Annotated in this window: 18 protein-coding genes and 1 pseudogene; 8 read left to right on the top strand and 11 right to left on the bottom strand. The window is 47.7% G+C overall.

Features of this window, described 5'->3' with window-relative positions:
* The first annotated feature begins 107 nt into the window (after positions 1 to 107).
* Positions 108 to 782, top strand: coding sequence for a prolyl hydroxylase family protein (locus tag H579_RS25305; protein ID WP_157834604.1), 675 nt, complete (start codon positions 108 to 110; stop codon positions 780 to 782).
* An 87-nt stretch (positions 783 to 869) separates the two neighbouring features.
* On the opposite strand, the gene bamJ is transcribed toward H579_RS25305, so the two are convergent.
* Both bamJ and H579_RS27860 read right to left on the bottom strand, forming a co-directional pair.
* The gene (gene bamJ / locus H579_RS0110900; RefSeq protein ID WP_028300707.1) at positions 870 to 1,586 is read right to left on the bottom strand and encodes a BamJ family beta-barrel-assembly machinery protein; all 717 of its coding nucleotides are present in this window, start codon (positions 1,584 to 1,586) and stop codon (positions 870 to 872) included.
* Positions 1,587 to 1,852: 266 nt separating this feature from the next.
* The gene (locus H579_RS27860) at positions 1,853 to 2,389 is read right to left on the bottom strand and encodes a TIGR02444 family protein (RefSeq protein WP_028300706.1); all 537 of its coding nucleotides are present in this window, start codon (positions 2,387 to 2,389) and stop codon (positions 1,853 to 1,855) included.
* A gap of 191 nt (positions 2,390 to 2,580) precedes the next feature.
* Here H579_RS27860 and H579_RS0110890 point away from each other — a divergent pair, with 191 nt between their 5' ends.
* Positions 2,581 to 4,512: an ATP-binding cassette domain-containing protein gene (locus H579_RS0110890; RefSeq protein ID WP_028300705.1), complete on the top strand. Its 1,932-nt coding sequence runs from the start codon at positions 2,581 to 2,583 to the stop codon at positions 4,510 to 4,512.
* Positions 4,513 to 4,730: 218 nt separating this feature from the next.
* Here H579_RS0110890 and H579_RS25295 read toward each other — a convergent pair whose 3' ends face one another.
* From H579_RS25295 to H579_RS0110875, 3 genes are all read right to left on the bottom strand, one after another.
* Positions 4,731 to 6,074 carry a glycosyltransferase family 4 protein gene (locus H579_RS25295; RefSeq protein ID WP_036566097.1) on the bottom strand — a complete coding sequence of 448 codons (1,344 nt, stop codon included), beginning with the start codon at positions 6,072 to 6,074 and terminating at the stop codon, positions 4,731 to 4,733.
* Positions 6,075 to 6,539: 465 nt separating this feature from the next.
* Positions 6,540 to 7,145, bottom strand: a complete 606-nt coding sequence (locus H579_RS0110880; RefSeq protein ID WP_028300704.1) for a hypothetical protein — start codon at positions 7,143 to 7,145, stop codon at positions 6,540 to 6,542.
* 149 nt (positions 7,146 to 7,294) lie between these two features.
* Positions 7,295 to 8,443, bottom strand: coding sequence for an alpha-hydroxy acid oxidase (locus H579_RS0110875; RefSeq protein ID WP_028300703.1), 1,149 nt, complete (start codon positions 8,441 to 8,443; stop codon positions 7,295 to 7,297).
* A gap of 245 nt (positions 8,444 to 8,688) precedes the next feature.
* On the opposite strand from H579_RS0110875, the gene H579_RS0110870 reads away from it, so the two are divergent.
* Positions 8,689 to 9,504 (top strand): FadR/GntR family transcriptional regulator, encoded by an 816-nt coding sequence (locus H579_RS0110870; protein WP_051227540.1) that lies wholly within the window; start codon positions 8,689 to 8,691, stop codon positions 9,502 to 9,504.
* Positions 9,505 to 9,715: 211 nt separating this feature from the next.
* Here the strand turns inward: H579_RS0110870 and H579_RS0110865 are convergent, their stop codons facing one another.
* The 5 genes and pseudogenes from H579_RS0110865 to H579_RS0110845 form a co-directional block, all read right to left on the bottom strand.
* Positions 9,716 to 10,495, bottom strand: a complete 780-nt coding sequence (locus H579_RS0110865) for an SDR family NAD(P)-dependent oxidoreductase (RefSeq protein WP_028300701.1) — start codon at positions 10,493 to 10,495, stop codon at positions 9,716 to 9,718.
* 37 nt (positions 10,496 to 10,532) lie between these two features.
* Positions 10,533 to 10,971: pseudogene (dtd, locus tag H579_RS25290) on the bottom strand (D-aminoacyl-tRNA deacylase).
* A gap of 150 nt (positions 10,972 to 11,121) precedes the next feature.
* Positions 11,122 to 12,360, bottom strand: a complete 1,239-nt coding sequence (locus H579_RS0110855; protein WP_028300700.1) for an HDOD domain-containing protein — start codon at positions 12,358 to 12,360, stop codon at positions 11,122 to 11,124.
* Positions 12,361 to 12,364: 4 nt separating this feature from the next.
* Positions 12,365 to 12,730 (bottom strand): CoA-binding protein, encoded by a 366-nt coding sequence (locus H579_RS0110850; protein WP_028300699.1) that lies wholly within the window; start codon positions 12,728 to 12,730, stop codon positions 12,365 to 12,367.
* A 1-nt stretch (position 12,731) separates the two neighbouring features.
* Positions 12,732 to 13,757, bottom strand: coding sequence for a hypothetical protein (locus H579_RS0110845; RefSeq protein WP_028300698.1), 1,026 nt, complete (start codon positions 13,755 to 13,757; stop codon positions 12,732 to 12,734).
* 486 nt (positions 13,758 to 14,243) lie between these two features.
* Here H579_RS0110845 and H579_RS0110840 point away from each other — a divergent pair, with 486 nt between their 5' ends.
* The 3 genes from H579_RS0110840 (at position 14,244) to H579_RS25280 (ending at position 18,881) form a co-directional block, all read left to right on the top strand.
* A complete protein-coding gene (locus H579_RS0110840; RefSeq protein WP_102049335.1) occupies positions 14,244 to 14,669 on the top strand; it encodes a YqaA family protein in 426 nt (141 codons plus the stop codon).
* A 79-nt stretch (positions 14,670 to 14,748) separates the two neighbouring features.
* Positions 14,749 to 15,960 carry an MFS transporter gene (locus tag H579_RS25285; RefSeq protein ID WP_051227539.1) on the top strand — a complete coding sequence of 404 codons (1,212 nt, stop codon included), beginning with the start codon at positions 14,749 to 14,751 and terminating at the stop codon, positions 15,958 to 15,960.
* Between the two features lie 17 nt (positions 15,961 to 15,977).
* Entirely contained in the window at positions 15,978 to 18,881 is a 2,904-nt protein-coding gene (locus H579_RS25280) for a bifunctional diguanylate cyclase/phosphodiesterase (protein WP_051227538.1), read from the top strand.
* A gap of 296 nt (positions 18,882 to 19,177) precedes the next feature.
* Here the strand turns inward: H579_RS25280 and H579_RS25275 are convergent, their stop codons facing one another.
* Positions 19,178 to 19,567, bottom strand: a complete 390-nt coding sequence (locus H579_RS25275; protein ID WP_483814914.1) for a recombinase family protein — start codon at positions 19,565 to 19,567, stop codon at positions 19,178 to 19,180.
* A 330-nt stretch (positions 19,568 to 19,897) separates the two neighbouring features.
* Here H579_RS25275 and H579_RS30095 point away from each other — a divergent pair, with 330 nt between their 5' ends.
* Together H579_RS30095 and H579_RS29445 are read left to right on the top strand one after the other, a co-directional pair.
* On the top strand, positions 19,898 to 20,044 hold the full coding sequence (locus H579_RS30095; RefSeq protein WP_157834603.1) for an adenylyl-sulfate kinase: 147 nt from the start codon (positions 19,898 to 19,900) through the stop codon (positions 20,042 to 20,044).
* Between the two features lie 308 nt (positions 20,045 to 20,352).
* On the top strand, positions 20,353 to 20,581 hold a 229-nt coding region (locus H579_RS29445), incomplete at its 3' end, for a hypothetical protein (RefSeq protein ID WP_036566081.1).

Here is a 20,581-nt window from a genome sequence, read left to right as displayed (position 1 = left end):
TTTCTGCCTGATACTAAAAGCCGACAGTGATGTCGGCTTTTTTATTTGCTCACCAATTAAAGCAAGTTAAAGTAGCGGAGATACATACCAGAAAAGGAGGCTCTCTGATGATCCAAATACCACTTGAGTATGACTCAGGCTTGAAAGTAAATGACACGCCACCAATCTATATTTTCGAAGATTTTCTGTCTCAGGAAGACTCAGAAATGATTATCAAGGCTGCTGAATCCAAAATGAAGCGGGCCACGGTAAGTTCTGATAAAGCCGGTGTTGAAAGTACTGGGCGCACAGGTCAAAACTGCTGGTTACCCCATAACCAGACTCCTCAGCTACTGGACCTTGCCCAGAGAATCAGTGAGCTGGTGGATATTGAGCTGGTTCAGGCAGAATCCTTCCAGGTCATTCATTACGATGAAACTCAGCAGTATGCGGCACATTTCGATGGCTGGGATGGCAATACAGATCGCGGTATGCGCTGCATGCAGAAAGGCGGGCAGCGATTAATCACCTGTCTGATCTATTTAAATGATGTTGAAGCAGGTGGCGGAACTGGCTTTCCGAAGCTGGATGTTGAGGTCAAAGCGAAGCAGGGGCGCATGGTAATTTTTCATAATTGCTATGAGGGGACAAATAAGCGTCACCCTGATAGCCTGCATGGTGGCTTGCCAGTGGTTAAAGGTGAAAAGTGGGCCGTTAATCTCTGGTTTAGAGAGAAGCCATACCAACAGCAACCAGTAAAGCCAGACGCACCAGTACGCCAGCAACTAAGCAAAGTATTCTAGCTGAGCATGATGCCCTGATATGTTTCAGGAAAAGAAAATAAAGCGAAGTTACATCTTCGCTTTATTTTCAAAAGCCAACCGCTTGGATCAGCCTTCTTTCTTTTCTTTGCTTTCCGGATTGATATCCAACAGTTCAACTTCGAAAATCAGAACTTCATTTGGACCAATTGCACCACCCGCACCACCTGGGCCATAGGCTAAGCCAGCAGGGATAAACAGTTTCCACTTGCTGCCTACGCTCATCAGCTGCAGGCCTTCCTGCCAGCCAGGAATAACCTGATTCAGAGTAAAGGTTACCGGCTCACCACGCTGATAAGAGCTGTCAAATACCTGACCGCTGATCAGTTTTCCCTCATAGTGAACTTTAACCTGATCCGTTGCTGCAGGTTTAGCACCATTACCCGCTGTCAGCACCTGATACTGCAAGCCAGATTCAGTAGTTTTGATATCAGATTTTTTACCATTTTCAGTCAGGAAATCCTCACCTTTTTTCAGGTTCTCTTCTGCGGCTTTAGCCTGAGCCTCCTGCTGCGCCTGAATCTTCTGCTGCTGGAAAGCCTGCATAGTCTGACCTACTTCAGCCTCGGTCATTTTCATCTCTTTACCAGCGTACAGATCTTTAATCGCCTGCGCCATAACATCAACATTCAGGTTTTCAACATCCTGTTTCAGGCGCTGACCCATAATCATGCCCAGGCTGTAGCTCAGACGATCTTCTTCAGTGTTTAACTGAGTCTCAGCCATAGCTGTCATAGGGGCTGCCAGCAGCCCCCCCAGAGCCAGGGTCAGTAACGCTTTTTTCATGAAAACTCCTTAACGGGATCTGGGCTTCAGTCCCTTTTTTGCTGTAATTTTAGCTATAAATAATACTCAGGAACCTGCTGCTACACATTAAGCCTGAGTAAGCAGTTAGCTATCCTGTACTGGTTTTATTAGCAGATCAAGCTTTGACAAGGATTTAAACGGTAAGTTGCGGGTTAAGTCTCAGTCTCGTTCAGCCTCATCAGAGATCCAATCCGCTTAGACAGTTTATACCATACCAAGTATCACTCTGAGCCTTTCCCTGTCTATTACAATTGGCGCGTAATTTCATCAGCGACATCATCATCAACCACTTTATTAATGATCCCATGCAGCTGTTTCTGAGATGTCAGTGTTAAACGGGTGTCTTTTAGAACGAAGGTCAGGTTCTTTACTAACGCCTCTTCTCTATTATTGCATTGGGCCAGACCTTTTTTAACAGTGTAAAGCAGATAGAGTAAGGCCTGCTCATGCTGCTCGGCCAAAAGCTCTGCTTCCAGCAGGTGTTCGCACATCTCTTTCAGGCGACTCCCCACTGCAGCCATCGGCTTTAACTGACGACGCTGTTTACGTAAAGGCACAACAAACTGATTATGCCAGCCCAGCACAGGCTCAACCTGACTGGACCAATCATCATCAAAGCAGGTATTTTGGGTCGCCAGCCAACAGGAAAACAGTAACTGATTAACCATGACGCTTTGATGTTCCTGCAAATAGATGCAGGCAGCTTCTACCTCATCCAATCGGTAGAGTTTCGTAGAAAAAAGCCAGAATGGGTTATCATACTCCAAAACGATATCTGACATGGGGCCTGCCTCCGGCGCACTGTGAATAGTGGTTAATTTTATGATGAAATTAACCCGATTGTGCCAAGCAATGAAACAAAATACGGCATAACAAGTGTCATTTTATCTGCTACTGAATGGCCATTTTTGAACGACGTTTTGTTTCGCCAGGTATTAACTCAATTGAACAAAGCACTTAGCTGTAGAGACACATGATTACATTAGAAAGCCTGAGCCTGCAACGGGGGACTCTGACCCTTTTAAAAGATACCTCCGTGATTATTCATCGCGCCCAACGAATCGGGGTGGTCGGAGCCAATGGAGCTGGAAAGTCCAGCTTGTTTAAATTGTTGCTGGGTGAGCTGCACCCTGACAGCGGTGATCTGCTGCTGCCGGGTAATCTGCGTATTGCCCATATGGCCCAGGAAGTACACGCGCTGGATAAGAGTGCTCTGGAATATGTACTAGATGGCGATAAAGAACTGCGCCGTATTGAGCAGGCGCTGGCGAATGCAGAAGCCAGCGGTGATCATAGCAAAACCGGCGATCTTCATGCACAGATGGAAGCGATTCACGGCTATACCGCCCGAAATCGTGCAGAGCAGTTATTGCTGGGCTTAGGCTTTACCATGGCGCAAACACAGTTGCCGGTAAAATCCTTCTCCGGTGGGTGGCGGATTCGTTTAAACCTGGCTCAGGCACTGCTGATGCCCTCCGACCTGCTACTGCTGGACGAACCGACTAACCATTTGGATCTGGATGCGACGTTATGGCTGGAAAGCTGGCTGAAACAGTATCCGGGTACACTGTTACTGATCTCCCACGATAGGGATTTCCTCGACAGTGTCGCCAATCATATTGCTCATCTGGAACAACAGAAGATCAATATGTATCGCGGTAATTATTCCGCATTTGAGCTGCTACGAGCCGAGCGTTTATCGCAACAACAGGCCCAATTTGAGAAGCAGCAGGTGCGTGTTGCCCAGATCGAAAACTTTGTCCGTCGCTTTAAAGCCAAAGCCTCTAAGGCCAAGCAGGCGCAAAGCCGGGTGAAAGAGCTGGAGCGGATGGAAATGATCGCTCCGGCTCATGTGGACTCGCCATTTGAATTCACGATTCCCTGCGCCGAGAAAACCTCTTCACCACTGCTGGTCTTGGATCAGGCCGCTATCGGTTATGGCGAAAAAACCATTCTTGATACGGTATCCCTTAGCCTGTTACCCGGTATGCGTATTGGTCTATTGGGGCCTAATGGTGCAGGTAAATCAACACTGATTAAAACATTGGTGGGCGATGTCTCGCCTCAATCCGGGGTCTATACTGCCGGTGAAAATCTTAAAGTAGGCTATTTTGCTCAGCATCAGCTGGAAGAGCTGGATCTGAATGCCACGCCACTGCTACACGTACAACGTTTATCTCCTAAGGTCTCCGAGCAAGAGATCCGCAACTATGTCGGCGGCTTTGGTTTTAAAGGGGATGATGCCGATACCGAGGTTAAACGCTTCTCCGGCGGAGAAAAGGCTCGTTTGGCTCTGGCCCTGATCGCATGGCAGAAACCAAACCTGTTGCTATTGGATGAGCCCACCAACCACCTGGATCTTGAGATGCGCCTGGCACTGACCCTATCCCTGCAAGCCTTTCCCGGTGCAGTGATTATGGTATCTCACGATCGCCATATGCTCCGCAATACCGTGGATGAATTCTGGCTCGTATGTGATGGCCAGGTACAGCCATTTGATGGTGATCTTGAGGATTATCATCAGTGGTTAAAACAGCGCACGCTGGGGCAAAACAAAGCGCAGAGCAATGATCAATCCAATAGCTCAACCGTTGAAGGCAATGAACCTAAGCGTGATCGCAAGGAAGAGCGTCGTTTAGCTGCTCAGCGCCGGGAACAGTTACGCCCGCTGAAAAAGCAACTGGATAAATTAGAGAAGCAACTGGATAACACTCAATCCGAGCTGTCGGAGGTTGAGCAAGCTCTGGCAGAACCGGATATCTATGATGCAACCAATAAAGACAAACTGCAGGCCTTGCTGAAGAAACAGGGCGAACTCAGCCAGCAATCAGAAGCGATTGAAGAGGAGTGGATGCTGGTGCAGGAAGAGCTTGAAGCTTTAGAAGCTGAGTTAGAAAGCAGCTAACGGGTGAGGCCCTATATCCGATTAAAACCAGACGGCCTCCAGTAAGCAGTCAACATAAATATTTCTTATCCTCTTCGGCCTGTCGCCGGAGAGGATAAAAGGTTAAATATCGAAACGCTTTTATGTTACGACTAACACTTAACGATCAGAACGGAAGCAGAAAACCCGAGCATTAGGGCTTCTGCTGAAACCTGAAAAATACTATTTAAGATCTGGCTTTAGCTACTACTTAATTTAATGGCCGCAATTTTTTGACAGAATTCATCGGCAGCCTCTGACCAGGACAGCCATTTCCAGTCAGGCCTATCAACTGTACTTAAGCTAATCCTTCCGTCATGTAGCTTTTCGATCAAACCTGCGAGGGAGGCCTTCTGATCAATATCGACATAGAAGCAATAGTCCCGACCAATTTCTCTGAATACGGCTATATCACTGCAAATAACGGGGATATTCTTCTGCAAAGCTTCAACAATAGGTAAACCAAAACCCTCAGCTCTTGAGGTAAATAACAAAGCAGTCGCTTTAGAATAAAACAGCTCCAGCTCGCTGTCATTCAGATCATTATAGAAGAATAGTTTTTCATTCAGCTGCTCATGGTTGTTAATGCGATCTAATAGTTCATCACACATCCAACCCACCCGACCAATAATTATCAGGGAAGCAGAACTGCCCTTTTCCCATAATAAGTCAAACTCATCAAGCATATAGCGATGATTTTTTCTTGGCTCTACAGTACCTACTGCAATATAAACAGACCCCCCATTTGTCTTTTTACATAAGGTGTTATTTATACCTTCTCTGATCGTCTGAACACTATCAGGCTTTTTAAAATCTGCCCCAAGATAAAAATAATCGATGCTTTTGGCTTGAAAATAGTGCTCGCCTTTTCGACTTATGAGTTCCTGTCTTACAAGCTCTTTTTCCGCATTAGAGATTGAAAGGTAGCTATCAGCAACAGTCGTAATTTTATCTAACCATGACGAAAAGTGAGTAACCTGACTGTCTTCACAGTACTGAGGAAAACGTATAGGAATAGTGTCGTAAATAACGGCTGTAACTTTGACTCCTCTCTCATACAAACGTTCAGTCTGCTTGAAAACCTCAGTACTCCAGGAGGAGTCTAATAGCACTAGTCGTTCATTTCCTTCTATAGTGATTTCGCTCAGGCTGCGATCAATAACAAATAATGCCAGCAGTCGGGATACGCCGTGTGAAATATGCTTACCAAAATAAACTAATACTATTGCAAAAAATCTCAATACGGCATTATGAGAGAAAAAGCGTTTATATTTTGAGCTTAGTTTATAGTCTCTAAACATAGCCTCCAGTTTATCCAGAAGCCGAACCAGCCTTCTTATTTTATTCTCATTTTTTTTAGGTTGATTGAGTCTTTCAAGGTCATTAAGCCGCCAGACTTCACCATAGCGAATAATGATGGGTATAAACTCTATACTTTCTGTTGGGGCTGGCAGGTTGTTGATGATATTCCTTACAACTCGTTGAATACCTGTATTCGTTTCAGGATGTTCAAATACAAAAGTACACTCAATCAAAACTCTCATCTATTAATCCTTTACACTTCTGATCCAATCCATTTTTCACTAACAATGTATTTTCTAACCATACACCAAGACCTGTTCTGATTCAGCACGTCGATATAAAATATTCTATCCCCTACAGATAACGACCAGAGATAATAATACCAAACAAGATAAGTTGTTGTAGGTCGAAAAAGCCCAAAGCGCCTTTCGACAATCATCCGGTACTGGAAAAATGTCGGATGGCGCTTCGTTTATCCAGCCTGCTCTGATATCAAGAAGCTTATCGGGCAGAGTATTGGGCAATCATGATCGCTTAAGTACCCGAGCATAAATATTCCGATATTTTTCGGCCGGATAATACGGGCTTTATGCGGGGAAAAGTACTGTATGCCTACTTAGATTGATACGAAAACTTAGATTGATACAATAGCTTAGATTTATACGATAGCTGAGCTTGATGCTATCACTTGGCTGTACGCAATGACGTTATAAACCGATACCACGAAAAGGATTATATTGGGTGAACTTCACCGCATAATCCCAGGCATCTTTAAAGCCGTTCAGACTCTGAGTGTTGCGGTTTACATGGCGGGCAAACAGGTCGTATTCATACCTTAGATCGGGTGCATTAAGCAGCTGGAGAATAATTTTGTTGGCTTCCTGAGCATGCCACTCAAAGCCATGAGCCTGATTGCGGGCCATTTTGACAAACTCCTGCCCACCCACTCTGATTGCCATACGACGGTTCGCCATTACACCATCAATTTGTACCGATGTACTGGGTTCGATACCTTTATAAGGATCGTAAGCGTTCCAGATTTTAACGGTTAAACCGTTCAGCAGTTGGTAGGTATTAGCTCTGTCCTGTTTGCGCCCTGTTGTCGCTTCCAATTCACAGAGCTTGGCCGATTGCTGATAGGCATCCCGCCTGGATTCGCATTTCAGATGCCAGGCTTCACTCAAAGCGTATTCCTGATGAGAAGACAGATTGGGGTTATCCTGCTGACGATAAATATCCAGCGCCCATACAGATGGCGCTGTCGCTGCAAGTAAAACCGCTGCTGCGGCATAGAACTTCAATGCTGTCATCATCTTTCCTCCCTTCTGTTTAAACACACGTCAATCAGTCAATGCTGGTTAAAAAGTAGTCAATGACTATACCCTAAAGCATAGTCATCGAGATACCTATTAGCCATTTTGCTGATCCGGGGGCGTTACGTGCTCAACAACATTTGATATGGTTAACGGAAACGCAGGTTCTTACGGCCCAGTTCACCGATATTCTGACAGCCCATCAGGCGCATATCACGCTCCAGTTCTTCGCGCATTAAACCAAGAGCACGTTCAACCCCCGGCTGACCCGCTGCAGCCAGAGGGAACAGATAACTACGACCACCGCCCACGGCTTTCGCACCAATAGACAGGGCTTTTAGCACATGAGTACCGCGCTGTACGCCACTATCAAACAGCACATCAATCTCATCACCCACTTCATCCACTACTTCTTTCAGCTGATCAAAAGTGGAGCTGGAACCGTCCAGCTGACGGCCACCATGGTTTGATACAATGACACCGGTACAGCCGATATCTACCGCTCGACGGGCATCTTCCGCGCTCATAATACCCTTCAGACAGAACTCACCGTCCCAAATTTTTACCAGCTCTTCAACATCCTTCCAGTTCATGGTTGGGTCCAGCATATTGGTAAAGTAGTCACTGACCGTAGTGGTCGCGCCGCCCTTCATACCGATATGTTCTTCCAGCTGCGGCAGTCTGAATTTCTCGTGGGTAACGTAGTTAATGCCCCACATCGGATGAATAGCAAAAGACAACATGCCGCCCAGTGTCAGTCGTAGCGGGATCGAAAAGCCGGTACGCAGATCACGTTCACGGTTGCCACCGGTAATGGAATCCACCGTTAGCGCCATAATGGGCACGCCCGCTTCTTTGGCGCGCTCCAGCATCGCCTTATTCAGGCCACGATCTTTGTGGAAGTAGAACTGGTACATCTGCGGGCAGTCAAAGTTCTCAGCGATATGCTCAATACTCGCCGTGCCCAGTGAAGACACGCCAAACATGGTGCCGTATTTTTCAGCCGCAGCGGCGACCGCCATCTCACCCTGATGGTGAAACAGGCGCTGTAGTGCCGTCGGCGAGCAATAAAATGGCATCGCCAGCTTTTGCCCCATAACAGTCACCGACAGATCAATCTCTTGAGTACCCGCCAACACACTGGGGATTAGATCGCAGCGCTCAAAGGCACGGGTGTTATTGCGATAAGTCACTTCATCATCAGCCGCACCATCGATGTAGTTAAAAATCGGCGACGGCAGGCGCTTCTTGGCCAGCTTACGAAAATCCTGAAAGTTGTGGCATTGGCTTAATCTCATAACACGCTCCGCTTATAACTGACGGCTTCACCGGCGGCACATCCGGCGGCACATTGAACCGGCCAGCAACTGATGATTGAGTCTCAAAACCTAGTTTAGAACAGTCACAAATCAGGTCTAAAACTCAAAATGGTAAATTTAATTTACCAATTGATTTTGATTTTTGCACGAAATAACTGAAAAAGCGTTTTAGTAGTGTTCAAGATGGTTAAAAAAAGCCTGGTAATGGTTTATATTATTTACCTATGAATACTAAAGCCCCTGGCAAAATGCCAATTGCCCTCTTTGAGCCAATCCATAATGAATCCATCCCAGATTCCATTGTCTGGCAATTCGAAGAGTTGATTCTCAATGGAATCCTGAAGGAAGGTGTTCGACTGCCGTCGGAACGGGTCCTGGCCGAGCAGCTACAGGTATCCCGACCTAAGCTGCGTGAAGCCCTGACCGAGCTAAAAGAGCGTGGTTTGATCTGCGCTGGCCCTGCGGAAAGCGCTGAGATCGCCCGGTTGACCAAAAACGCCATGTCCCCAGCGCTGATTGACCTCTATCTGCGTCATCCCAAGGCGATTGATGATCACCTGGAGTTTCGGCGCGTACAGGAAAGCCTGACTGCGCGCTTGGCGGCCACCCGTGCCACCGATGAGGATCGCCAGGCCCTAACCAATATCGTTGAGGAGATGGAAAAGGCGAATGACAATAAAGATAGCGACCTGGAAACGGAACTGGATATCTGCTTCCATCTGGCCGTCGTCGATGCCAGCCATAACCGCCATCTGATCCATACTATGTCTTCTCTGTATGAGTTGAATCGTAAAGGCCTGGCGCTGAATCGTCAGCATCTGTCCAATGTGCAGGAAGTGTCGAAAAAGCTACTGCAACAACACCAGCAAATCTGTACAGAGATCTGTGCCGGTCGTGCCGACGAAGCCGCTGCAGCAGCAGAAGCACATATTGATTTTGTGCGCTGGTCGATGAAGGAAGCACAGGATAATCAGGAGCGTCGTGCCAACGCGAAAAAGCGTTCGCTGGCACGTCAGGTATTTATTCCCTCTGGGGAATAGATGCTATTGAGATTGGCGTGGGGTTTAGCCGAAGGATTTTAAGGTGCAGGCACTCAGTGTAAAAAGCACTCGGTGTGGAAAGGGTAAAGTGAAGAAGCGTTTTAGGCAGAAGAGAGTGGTCAATTTTGATGACCACTTTTTATACTCTTCTGTTTTATTGAGTGTAGCTGAGCAGCGTTGATAATCGTCAGGATTATCAACGCTGTAGATATCAATTGTCGTTATAGGACATCTTGATGCTCATACCACCATCAATAACGAAGTTCTGGCCGGTAATAAAGCCTGATACATCGCTGGCCAGGTAACATACCATATAGGCCACATCTTCCGGTTGGCCAATGCGCCCTACGGGATGCTGTGCCAGATCCGATGGTGAGTGGATCGGTTCAATACGGGTGCGGGCTTTCTGCCAGTCACCCACTTCAATCCAGCCAGGGCTGATACAATTTACCCGGATATCACCGCTTAAGCTGATCGCTAAAGCGTGAGTCAGTGAGACAACACCACCTTTTGTGGCGGAGTACGCCTCGGTGTCACGCTCGGATTGCTGCGCGCGGGTCGATGCAATATTAATGATGTTACCTTTCTGTTCGCGCAGATAAGGTACCGCGTGTTTGCAAGCCAGGAAAACACCCGTCAGATTAACATCCATATAACGTTGCCAGTCGTCCAGCGACAGGTCTTCGATTGGATCATTAAATGCTGTCGATAACCCGCCGTTATTAACCAATACATCCAGGCGGCCAAACTCACTGATAATTTCCTGAATACAGTTCTCTACACTGGGTTCATCGGCTAAATCCAGAGCCAGCGCCTGTATCGTGCCCAACTCCGAATATTCCAACGTAGTCTCTTCAGCAGCTTCCATATCAATATCGGCACAGACTACCGTCATACCTTGATTCAGTAAGCCCTGGCAGATCGCCTTGCCTATGCCTTGTGCGCCTCCAGTGACCAGGGCCACCTTGTTGTTTGTGGGCGTTTGACTCATTCTCACACCTTAAGCGTTATACTCAGTTTCCAGCGAATCAGGTTTCCAGTAAAAAGGTTACCGGGCCGTCATTCAGTAGCTGGACTTTCATATCTGCACCGAAGCGGCCAGTTGCCACCTTGGTATGTTGTTCTCGGGCTTGATCAACAAAATAGTTATACAGCGCCTCGCCTTCCTGAGGGGGGGGCTGCGGAAGAAAAACTGGGGCGCAGGCCCTTCTGGGTATTGGCGGCCAGAGTGAATTGGGATACCAGTAGCAGACCACCGTTTACATCGGTGACGCTTAGGTTCATTTTATCTTCAGAGTCGGAAAAGACCCGATAGGCTAACACTTTTTTGAGCAAGCGATCAGCATCTTCCGTGCGGTCGTCTTTTTCCACGCCAATAAACACCAGCAGTCCCTGGTCGATTTCACCAATACACTGTCCGTCAACCTCAACCTTGGCATGGGTCACCCTTTGGATGAGTGCTCGCACTTGCGACTCCTTTGTCTATCTCTTAATCGGGAGCCCTATAGTACCGCAGCACAGGGCGGATGTGGTACTTTGCTGTGTATCTTACACGGTTATGTAAGTCATTTTATAGGCGGTTATAGGCGGTTATAAAGAGTACCTGACAGTTTAATTCTAACGATTAAAGAGTGATTTAACTTCGGCAATCTGTTCCCGGGTGCTATCCAGAATAGTCAGTGTCATCTCATCGCTCAGCTGTCCCGGAGCAACCTTCTGAAAAGCCGGGACCTGACTGATATCCGGGATCATAGGGCTTTGGGTTTCCATAGACAGTGTATGCAGTCGGGCGAGAATCAGAATATCCGCCAGAGTAGGCTCGGTGGCATTGGATTGGTAGAACCAGGCGTCGACATGCTGTACGGCAGTGACCAGAGGCATCGATAGATTCCAGCGGTGTAGAATCATGGCACCAGCCTGTCCTCGGGCTTCCAGTAAAATCTGTTCCAGATAATCGTTGTCGTAGTGCAGTTCTGGATATTGGTTAGCAAACTCAATCAGTGGCAGTTCGCCCACATTATGCAGTAAGCCTGCCAGCAGAGCTTCTTCAGGTGGAATTTGGGTGCAGTGTCGGGCGAGTACGAAGCACAAGGCGCCCATTTGTACACTTTTCTTCCAGCGTGTTAACAGCTGCTGCTTCACCCAGGGATCATTGGATTTATGCTGTTGTTTCAGACCAAAAGCCAGTACCAGGTGACGCGTTGTTTTTAAACCCAGGCGGTTGATAGCATCTTGTAATCGGCTTGCAGGATAGCGACCCCGGTAGATAGGGCTATTGGCCAGGTGCAGTAAACGGGCTGAGATACTGGCGTCCAGGGATATTAATGCGGCAATGCGGTTAATATCCAACTCTTCATCAATAATAATCTGGCTGATGCGTTGGGATACTTCCGGCAGAGAGGGTAGTTCAAGCCGGTTATTCATCAGTGAACGATAAAACTCCAATACGATAGGGTGGCTGTTAGAGCCTGCCATCAGTTCTGGATTATCAAAATCACCACTGACATTTTCCGATTGCAGGGATTGCAGTAGATCGGCATCCAGCGTAAAAAACTTTACATCAGTACTGGCCGTCACCGTCACCTTGCAGGAGTACAGGCTTAACAGGCTGTAGCGACTGCGACCATCGCCTGCTGTGACCTTTATCGGTTTGGCTTCAGGTCCGGTCACCACAACACTGCCCTGGAGCAGAAAGAGTTCATCGGGGCCGTTCTCGCCTATGGTACTTATAATGGCACCGGCTGATGCTTCCTGTATCTCCAGCTGATGGCTGAGCAAGATACGCTGCTCATCCGCCAGGCGGGAAAAAGGCTGGAAAACGGCAAGGCGTTCCGGGGGGATTCTTGTGGTAAACATGGCATTAAAACCGGTTGTTACGAAGCAGTACCAGTGTGCAACCTTCCAACCAGGGAATACCTGCTTGCGTCAATGCTGACTGCACCTTGTAAGACTCTGTTCCGGGGTTAAATAATACCCGGCCTGGTTTTAATGCCAGAATGGCCTCGAGTTGTTGCTCAACGTTCTTTGCGCCCATATACAGGCTGAGTGTATCCACTGATGTGTCGATATCAGCCAGTTGTTTCTTGCAGGGCCAACCTTCAATGACATCAAACCCCGGGTTGACTGGGATCACCTGGTGCTGATATTCACTCAGCAGGCGAACGGCTTTATTGGAAAAACGCTCGCTTTTTGGGCTGGCGCCTAAAACGGCAACGGTTTGTCCCATGTTATGCTTCCTTGTCAGAGTGCTTTTTTGGAGCTTCACTGTCTTCAATGGATGCGGGTTTCAGAGTATCTTTAGCCGCAGGCTTCAGGTGAGTCGGTTTTTTGTTGGTTTGATCTTCGGCTGGTTGCTCGGAGTCAGTCTGAGCAGTGCTGACAGCGCCTTCCTCATCCTCTTCTCCTTGTTGTTCATGCAAATCTACCTCAAGATCTTCGACATCCGGGTCGATACCTTCATCTGCTAACAGTTTATCTTCTGCTTCGCGTAAGAAGTATTCCTGTGCGGCTTTTTTAGCCTCTTCCAGATATTCGTTATAAAGGGCTACATCCTGCAAGGTCTTGATATTGCTGATGATGGTGTGCTCTTTGGACATCAGGGCAATACGACGGAATTTACGCGCGCGTAGACGAGCATTGTGATGTACCAGTGGGTAGATACGGTGGATATAGCCGCGTTTCCCTTCAATATGCTGAATATATTCTGTGACCTGATTTTTGATGCGGCGGCGTTTTGCCAATAACTCCGGGTGCCGTGAAAGACCGGGAAGAATACTGAGCATGCCAGTGCCGCGGCTCAACCAGAGCACAAAAGCAACACCACCTGCGATGCCTCCTACCCAGGAATCAATCAGATTCAGCAGAGAACTGGTGAAGAGAAAGACAGCAAAACCCAGTCCCATGAACCAGCCCAGGCGTGCACGGCGTGCGGTTTCAATTTCAAAATCTGTAGGATACTCCCGCAGAGAGAGCAGATCATAGTCGAAACTGTCCAAATCGCGATACAGGGCTTCACGTTCCGCTTTTTGGCGCTCGTCTTCAGCCTTTTTACGCTCGTCTTGCTTCTGTTTGACTTTTTGCGCTTCCCATTGTGCCTTGATGCGTTCCCGCTCTTTTCTCGCATCTATATCGGCGACATCTTCAGCGGTCATTTTCTGATGGGTAGGGTAAACCCCTGCCACATTCGGCATATTGACTTTGTCTTTTGTGTCATCGGGTGAGCCGCTTTCGGCCGCTAATTTTTTTTCGTCCATTCTGGCAAATTCTGACTGAGCTTCAGTTTGTGACTAATGTGAGGTCTACAACAAATGTTAACCTGATTGTCAGGGCTAAGACTGTTTCAGCCTGTAACAGTGCGCAGACTTTTTTGCTGTCTGGCATAGGTGTCTAGCAGCGTCCCTGTTTGTTGCTTTACGCCTTAATGTAGCGCGCTCCTTGGTAGGATAAAAGTAAAAAAAGCCAGCGGGAAGCAGTTTTGTACTGGAAAGCTGCGTATAGCGGTGAAAAGAAAAATGGTTCACTGCTTTTTGTCCTGCTTATAGTTTAGGCCATTGTCAGGCAATGACTAGAGACGTCTCTTTTGAAGGGCGACTCATTAGTGCAGATCATTGAGCAGGTTCAGTTACAGAGTAAGTGATCTGCTTGCTAAAAAGGGTTTTGTTTCTTTAAACAATCACTACAATGCCTGGTTTGTTCCAACCTGCCTTATTGGTCATCCATATGATTTGAAGAGAACATACGTGCCTGATTTGAGCTATTTATCGCTGTTTGCTTCGGCTTTTTTATCGGCCACTTTATTACCTGGTTCATCAGAGGCGTTGTTGTTATACCTGATGCAGGATACCGATTTATCCCTGCTCCTGCTATGGTTGTCGGCAACGACAGGTAATGTCTTGGGTTCGGTTGCGAACTGGGGGCTGGGGCGTTTTGGTTATCATCTGCGGCATCGACGTTGGTTTCCTGTTGCTGAGGCTCAGCTAGAGAGAGCCCGTGGCTACTTTTTACGTTGGGGAAGTGTGAGCTTATTACTTGCCTGGTTGCCGGTTGTCGGTGATCCGTTAACCCTGTTAGCCGGTTTGTTGCGGGTTCCTTTTGTGCTGTTTTTAGTACTGGTAACGCTGGGCAAAGGTTTAAGGTATGCTCTGCTGATTGGTGTTTTAAGTTAAAAATGATTTGGGAGTCGACTTTTACAGGGAAAGCATTTGGGACAACTGGCAAGTAAAAGCGGCAGGGAACATAATCATCATGATGTTAATTCGGCAGCACAGCAGTTTCAGAGCGTATTGGTTTACCCAGTGTCTGGGGGCCTTCAATGATAATGTCTATAAAAATACCCTGCTGATTTTATTTGCCTACGGTATGTTAACGCTGCCGGTGGGCAATATCGGCCTGATCAATAATCTGGCCGCAGGGATCTTTATTTTGCCCTTTCTACTCTTTTCGGCCATAGGTGCCAATTTGGCTGCCCGCTATGATCATGCCCGCCTGATCCAGTACCTAAAGCTCAGTGAGTGCATCGTGATGTCATTGGCTGCAGTGATGCTGTGGCTGGATCAGGGCGCTGTTCTGTTGGTACTGCTGTTTTTAATGGGTAGTCAATCCGCGCTGTTTGGCCCGGTGAAATACAGCATATTACCGGCGTGGTTTCAGCATGATGATCTGTTAGAGGCCAATGCCTGGGTGGAGTTTGGCACTTTTCTGGCGATTTTATTGGGTTCTTTGACTGCAGGCGTACTCTTGAGCTTTTCTGAGCAAGCCACCGGCCTGGTTTGCCTGAGTATTATAGCCCTGGCACTGTCTGGCTGGTGGCAGAGCCGTAAGATAACGCCTTTGAACAATCATAACCCCGAAGCCCATAGTTTGGGTTTTATCGCCACTTTAAGGCTATGTCATCACTCCAAATCTATGCGCTCTCTGGTATGGTCGATCAGCTGGTTCTGGTTTATTGGCGCCAGCCTGTTAACTCAGTTACCGGCCTGGATCAGTCAGCATCTTCAGGCTCAACCCTGGCAGATCTCTTTGGTCCTGGCTGCTTTCGCCAGTGGCGTGGGTATCGGGTCGCTGTCCAGTCGTTATCTGAAACAGTGGATGGGTGTGAATTCGCTTTGGTGGACAGGCGCTGTCGGTTTATCTGTGGTTATGGGGTTGCTGGTGCTCAGTGATAGTGTGTTATCCAGCATACTGGGCTTTGCCATAGTGGGTGTTTGTGGCGGCTGGTACGCGGTGCCTCTGTACACTCGTTTACAGCAGATTGCTGGTGATGAATGCGCATGGCTGATCGCTGCGACAAACATCTATAACGCGTTATTTATGATTGCCAGTGCAGCGTTAGGTATCGTGATTCTAGGCATACTGGAACTGTCTCTGCCCGTGCTATTCTTAATACTTGCCACAATGAACTTTCCGATCTGCTGGTTGTGCTCTCGCGACAATCATTTGTCGGGTCTTGATGATTAAAGGATCCCTCTCACGCTATGTCATTTAAAGTAGATGCCAATAGCTTTCCCCGTTTGCAGATGATTGGCATGGTTGCCACTGTACTGCTGTTTACTTTGGTGTTGGGAGGCTACTTTTTATGGTCTCAGCAACAGCAGCGTGAGCAGCAGTTGATTGTGCTGGAGCAGGAGATTTTAAGTCAGCAGGAGGCACTGTTGGAGTCTGAGCTGGAGGCCTCAATCAGCTATATACACTATATGCGCACTCGGACAGAGTCTGTTTTGAAGCGGGAAGCTAAAAATCAGGTGGATCAGGCGATCACCCTGGCCACGGGCATCTACCAGCAGCAGAAAGATAAGTTGCCTGAAGCTGAAATCAAGCAACTGATTCGTGAAGCGTTAAGAGATATCCGCTTTTTTGATGGTCGGGGCTATCTGTTTATCGATGATATGGATGGTCTGTGTATTCTGTTGCCAACCGCGCCTCATATTGAAGGCAAATCCCTTTACGACAATCAGGATGATACCGGGCATTATATTATGCGCGGCCTGATTGATGCGGTGAATAATCCTGATAAGTCCGGTTACTCCCGTTATCGTTGGTATCCACCGGGTAACCCGCAGGAGATGGCTGACAAGCTGGCTTATGTGCGTTTGTTTGAGCCTTTCCAATGGATTATCGGTGCCGGGGACTATCTGTACCGTATCGAAAATGATCTGAAGCAAGAGTCCCTGCGCCGCTTATCCAATTTCCGGTTTGGTCAGCACGGTTATATCGCTGTACTGGACCAACAAGGTGATACGCTGATTAATACCGCTTTGCAGATGCTGCCTGATAGCACCCTTGTGGCTAAATTGAAGCAAATTGCGGTAGAGCAGATTCTGGATGTTGCCCGCAAGGGAGGCGGAGTGACGGAGTATCAGTGGTTTTATCCAGATGGTCGTGGCCCCGTTACCAAGCGGGCCATGATCAAGGTAGTGCCCGAGTGGGGGTGGATATTAACAGCCGGGGTTTATCCTGATGATCTTGCGCCCTTGTTGGAAAAACATAAGATCAAATTGGAGAGCGACTGGCTGGACAGCCTGCAGACCTTTCTATTAGTGCTGTGCTTCTCAAGTGTGGCGACTTTGTTACTGGCAATCGTATTCTCGCGTTGGCTGAAGACGCTGTTTAAACGTTATCAAAGGGATATTGACCAGCAGGCCAGCCAGCTCAAGGCCAATGCCAGAGAGTTATCACTGGCGGCCCAGGTCTTTGAAAGCGCTACGGAAGGCATCATCATTACCGACCCTGATAATCGTATTGTTGCCGTCAATTCTGCTTTTACCGAGATTACCGGTTATCAGGAGCATGAAACGCTTGGTCAGGACCCTTCGTTTATGGCATCGGGTAGTCATGATGAGCACTTCTACCAGATGATGTGGCGCAAACTGTTGGAGGGCGGCAGTTGGCAGGGTGAGGTGTGGAACCGACGTAAAGACGGTGTGCTGTTTCCCGAATGGCTGTCCCTGAGTGTCGTGCGCTCCGGCAGTGGTGCGGTGAAGAACTATATTGCCACTCTGAGCGATATCAGTCTGCGTAAACAGAGTGAAGAGCGCCTGCGCTACCTAGCGGAATATGGCTCCTTGACGGATCTGCCTAACCGTCGTTTGCTAGCGGATAGAGCCACTCAGGCGATCAATATGGCCCGTCATAATGGTCAGCGTCTGGCATTACTGTTTGTTGATCTTGATCGTTTTAAAAATGTGAATGATTCTCTGGGGCATGATATTGGTGACCGCTTGCTGTGCGTTATCGGAGAGCGTCTGCAGCAGGCGGTACGGGATGAGGATTCAGTCAGTCGTGTCGGCGGAGATGAATTTGTCGTACTGTGCCCTGAAGTGGGTTTGCCGGGGCAGGTAGCAAATATTGCCCATAGAATTACTCAGGTGGTTGCTGCGCCGGTTGAGTTGGATGGGCATTCTCTCGCGTGTACACCGAGTGTGGGGATCGCCTTCTTCCCGGAAGATGGCGATGACTTTGAGACGCTGTATCGTAATGCAGATGCCGCGCTGTATCACGCCAAGGCTCAGGGGCGTAACCAGTATCAGTTCTTTACCCAGAAGATGAATCAGGAAGTGTCTCAACGCCTGGCGATGGAGAACGCTTTGCGGCTGGGCATTCAACAGGAAGAGTTATGTCTGGCCTATCAACCTCAGTATTGTATCGACAGTGGCCGTTTGTGTGGTGTGGAAGCGCTGGTACGCTGGCATCATCCGCAGCAAGGCTTGGTGCCACCTAATGAGTTTATTCCTCTGGCGGAGGAGTCTGGTTTGATCCTGCCTTTGGGGGATTGGGTGATGGCTGAAGCCTGTCGACAGGGCAGGGAATGGTTGGATCAGGGCTTTATAGAAGTGGAAATGGCCGTTAATGTTTCTGCGCTGCAGTTCCGTCATGGCTTAGTGGCCCAGGTGGAAAAAGTGTTACAGGACAGTGGGTTCCCTGCTCATTTGTTGGTGATTGAGGTTACAGAAAGCATTCTGATGGATGATGCTGAACAGGCGGTACAGATATTGAGGGAGCTAAAACAGTTGGGCGTGTGGATCTCGCTGGATGATTTTGGCACCGGATACTCATCACTGTCTTACCTGAAAAGCTTCCCGTTGGATAAGCTGAAAATAGACCAGGCATTTATCCGTGATCTGCCAATGGATGCGGATGATATTGCGATTACCTCCTCTATTATTGCACTGGCTCGCAACCTTAAGTTGTTGACCGTTGCGGAAGGGGTCGAGTCCGAGCAGCAGTTGGCGTTTTTGAACGAGCAGGGTTGCCATATTGCTCAGGGTTATCTGTTGGATCGGCCTCTGTGGCCGGAAGATGCGGCTAAGCGGTTGTATGAGGCGACCTCTGTAGGGGGCAAAAAATCTGAGGCAGGCATAAATCAGACAGAAAAAAAGTGAATGAGCCTGAAATAGCTTAAACAAGGGGCTCATTTTGTTGAAATGCCCAAATCAGCACTGAGCTTACTGGTGGAGGTATTAACACAGCTCGGCTAGGGGAATATTGTCAAAATTACTCCGATTCATGCCGAGCTAAAGAAGACCGTCATCGATTACTATCAACGGCTACAGTTTAAGCAACTTGTACACCGTCGATCGGCCGATCCCCAATTACTTCGCGATATCCGTAGCTCCTACACCTTCCTTAATGAAGTTCTTTCACTCGCTTCCTACCGATAATGCGCTTGCGGCCGAACTTAACCCCCTTTAGCCTTCGCTTCCAGTCTCCCCTCATTGGTTCGTTCTAATATCTGCTGCCGCTCTGCCTGGACGACTGCCGATAAGATCATCACTACTATCTTGCTCATGGCTCCCTCAGTGCTGATTCCATCATCCAGGAATCGGATGGCCACGCCCATCTCATCAAACTCTTTAATCAGCTGAATCATATCCGCAGTATCCAGGCCAAGTTGGCTGAGCTTCTTTACCAGAATGAGATCACCCTCTTCCACTTTTACCCGGAGACGCTGTAGGTCTTCACGATCCAGATGTCTGACCGACACTTTGTCGGTAAAAATACGTTTGCCTTCTATGCTTTCTTCCTGGAGGACCTTGGCTTGTAATCCAATGACTGTTGACTGGTCGATACTCGTGCATATCCAAAGAGTCGCATGGAAAACTGTCTCCTAAGTCGATTTTTTAGACAGTGTGTGAGGAGGCTGAATGTCTACAAACTTATTAATTTATAGACAGCTAAATTGTAACTATTCAGGTGGGGTCAAGCCAAAAAACTCAACATATTGATTACTCTGGTTTTTTAGGTACCTGAATAGTTATTTTTACTTTATATATAAGTAGGAGTATTATTGATATATTTATTTAGCTTGTTTTTTTTATAAATCTATATAATTCAATATGTTATGCCTATAATGCGACGATATTGGTCCAGGTAGGTATTGTTGGCGAAGGCTTTGACGATGAGTCAAATATCGCTGCGGAGCAAAAGCCATAAACCTATTGCACAAAATATTATGCATCACCTGATATCTTGTAAGTCTTACTTTATCTGGTTTACCGGCCTGAGTGACAGCGGTAAAACCACGTTGGCAGCCGCACTTAAATAACCCACAGACATTCTTTATTACGCAGCTTAACTGGCAGCAGGTGATGGTGAGGGAGCTGATACCAGAAGGGCATTTTATAGAAGTCCACTTCAGTACATTGCTGGAGGTATTTCAGTAGCGTTGACCCTAGGTAGCGTACGCTCAAGCCTCTTGACCTGTGTGAAACCCTCTTATGAACCCCGCTGAGACCTAAATTCAGGCTGGATACAGAGTTCAGCATTAATGCCTCTGTGCAGCACGTTCTGGCAAGTATAACTAACGGTCACTATTAGAAAGCAGACAGTTTAAGGATTCGAGAGGACTCACTTTTGACAACAAACAAGTCTCCAAATGAATGGACACCATCAGACCTGAAAAAATCGGGTTTTAATGAGGATGGTCAACGTACAAAGGAAAATATTAAAGCCGCAGGAAAGCCTCAGTTTCACCTGTCGCCACAGTTTGACCTATGGCTAAAACAAACAGGCGGCTCATTCGTGCTGTCAACCTATCAGTCGGGCCACATTATTTTTCTGGGTTCTGATGAAAACGGCAATC

It is taken from the genome of Oceanospirillum beijerinckii DSM 7166, from assembly GCF_000422425.1.
Classification (GTDB): domain Bacteria; phylum Pseudomonadota; class Gammaproteobacteria; order Pseudomonadales; family Halomonadaceae; genus Oceanospirillum; species Oceanospirillum beijerinckii.
Note: the sequence above shows the minus strand (reverse complement) of the source record. Positions and strands in the feature narration are given on the sequence as shown.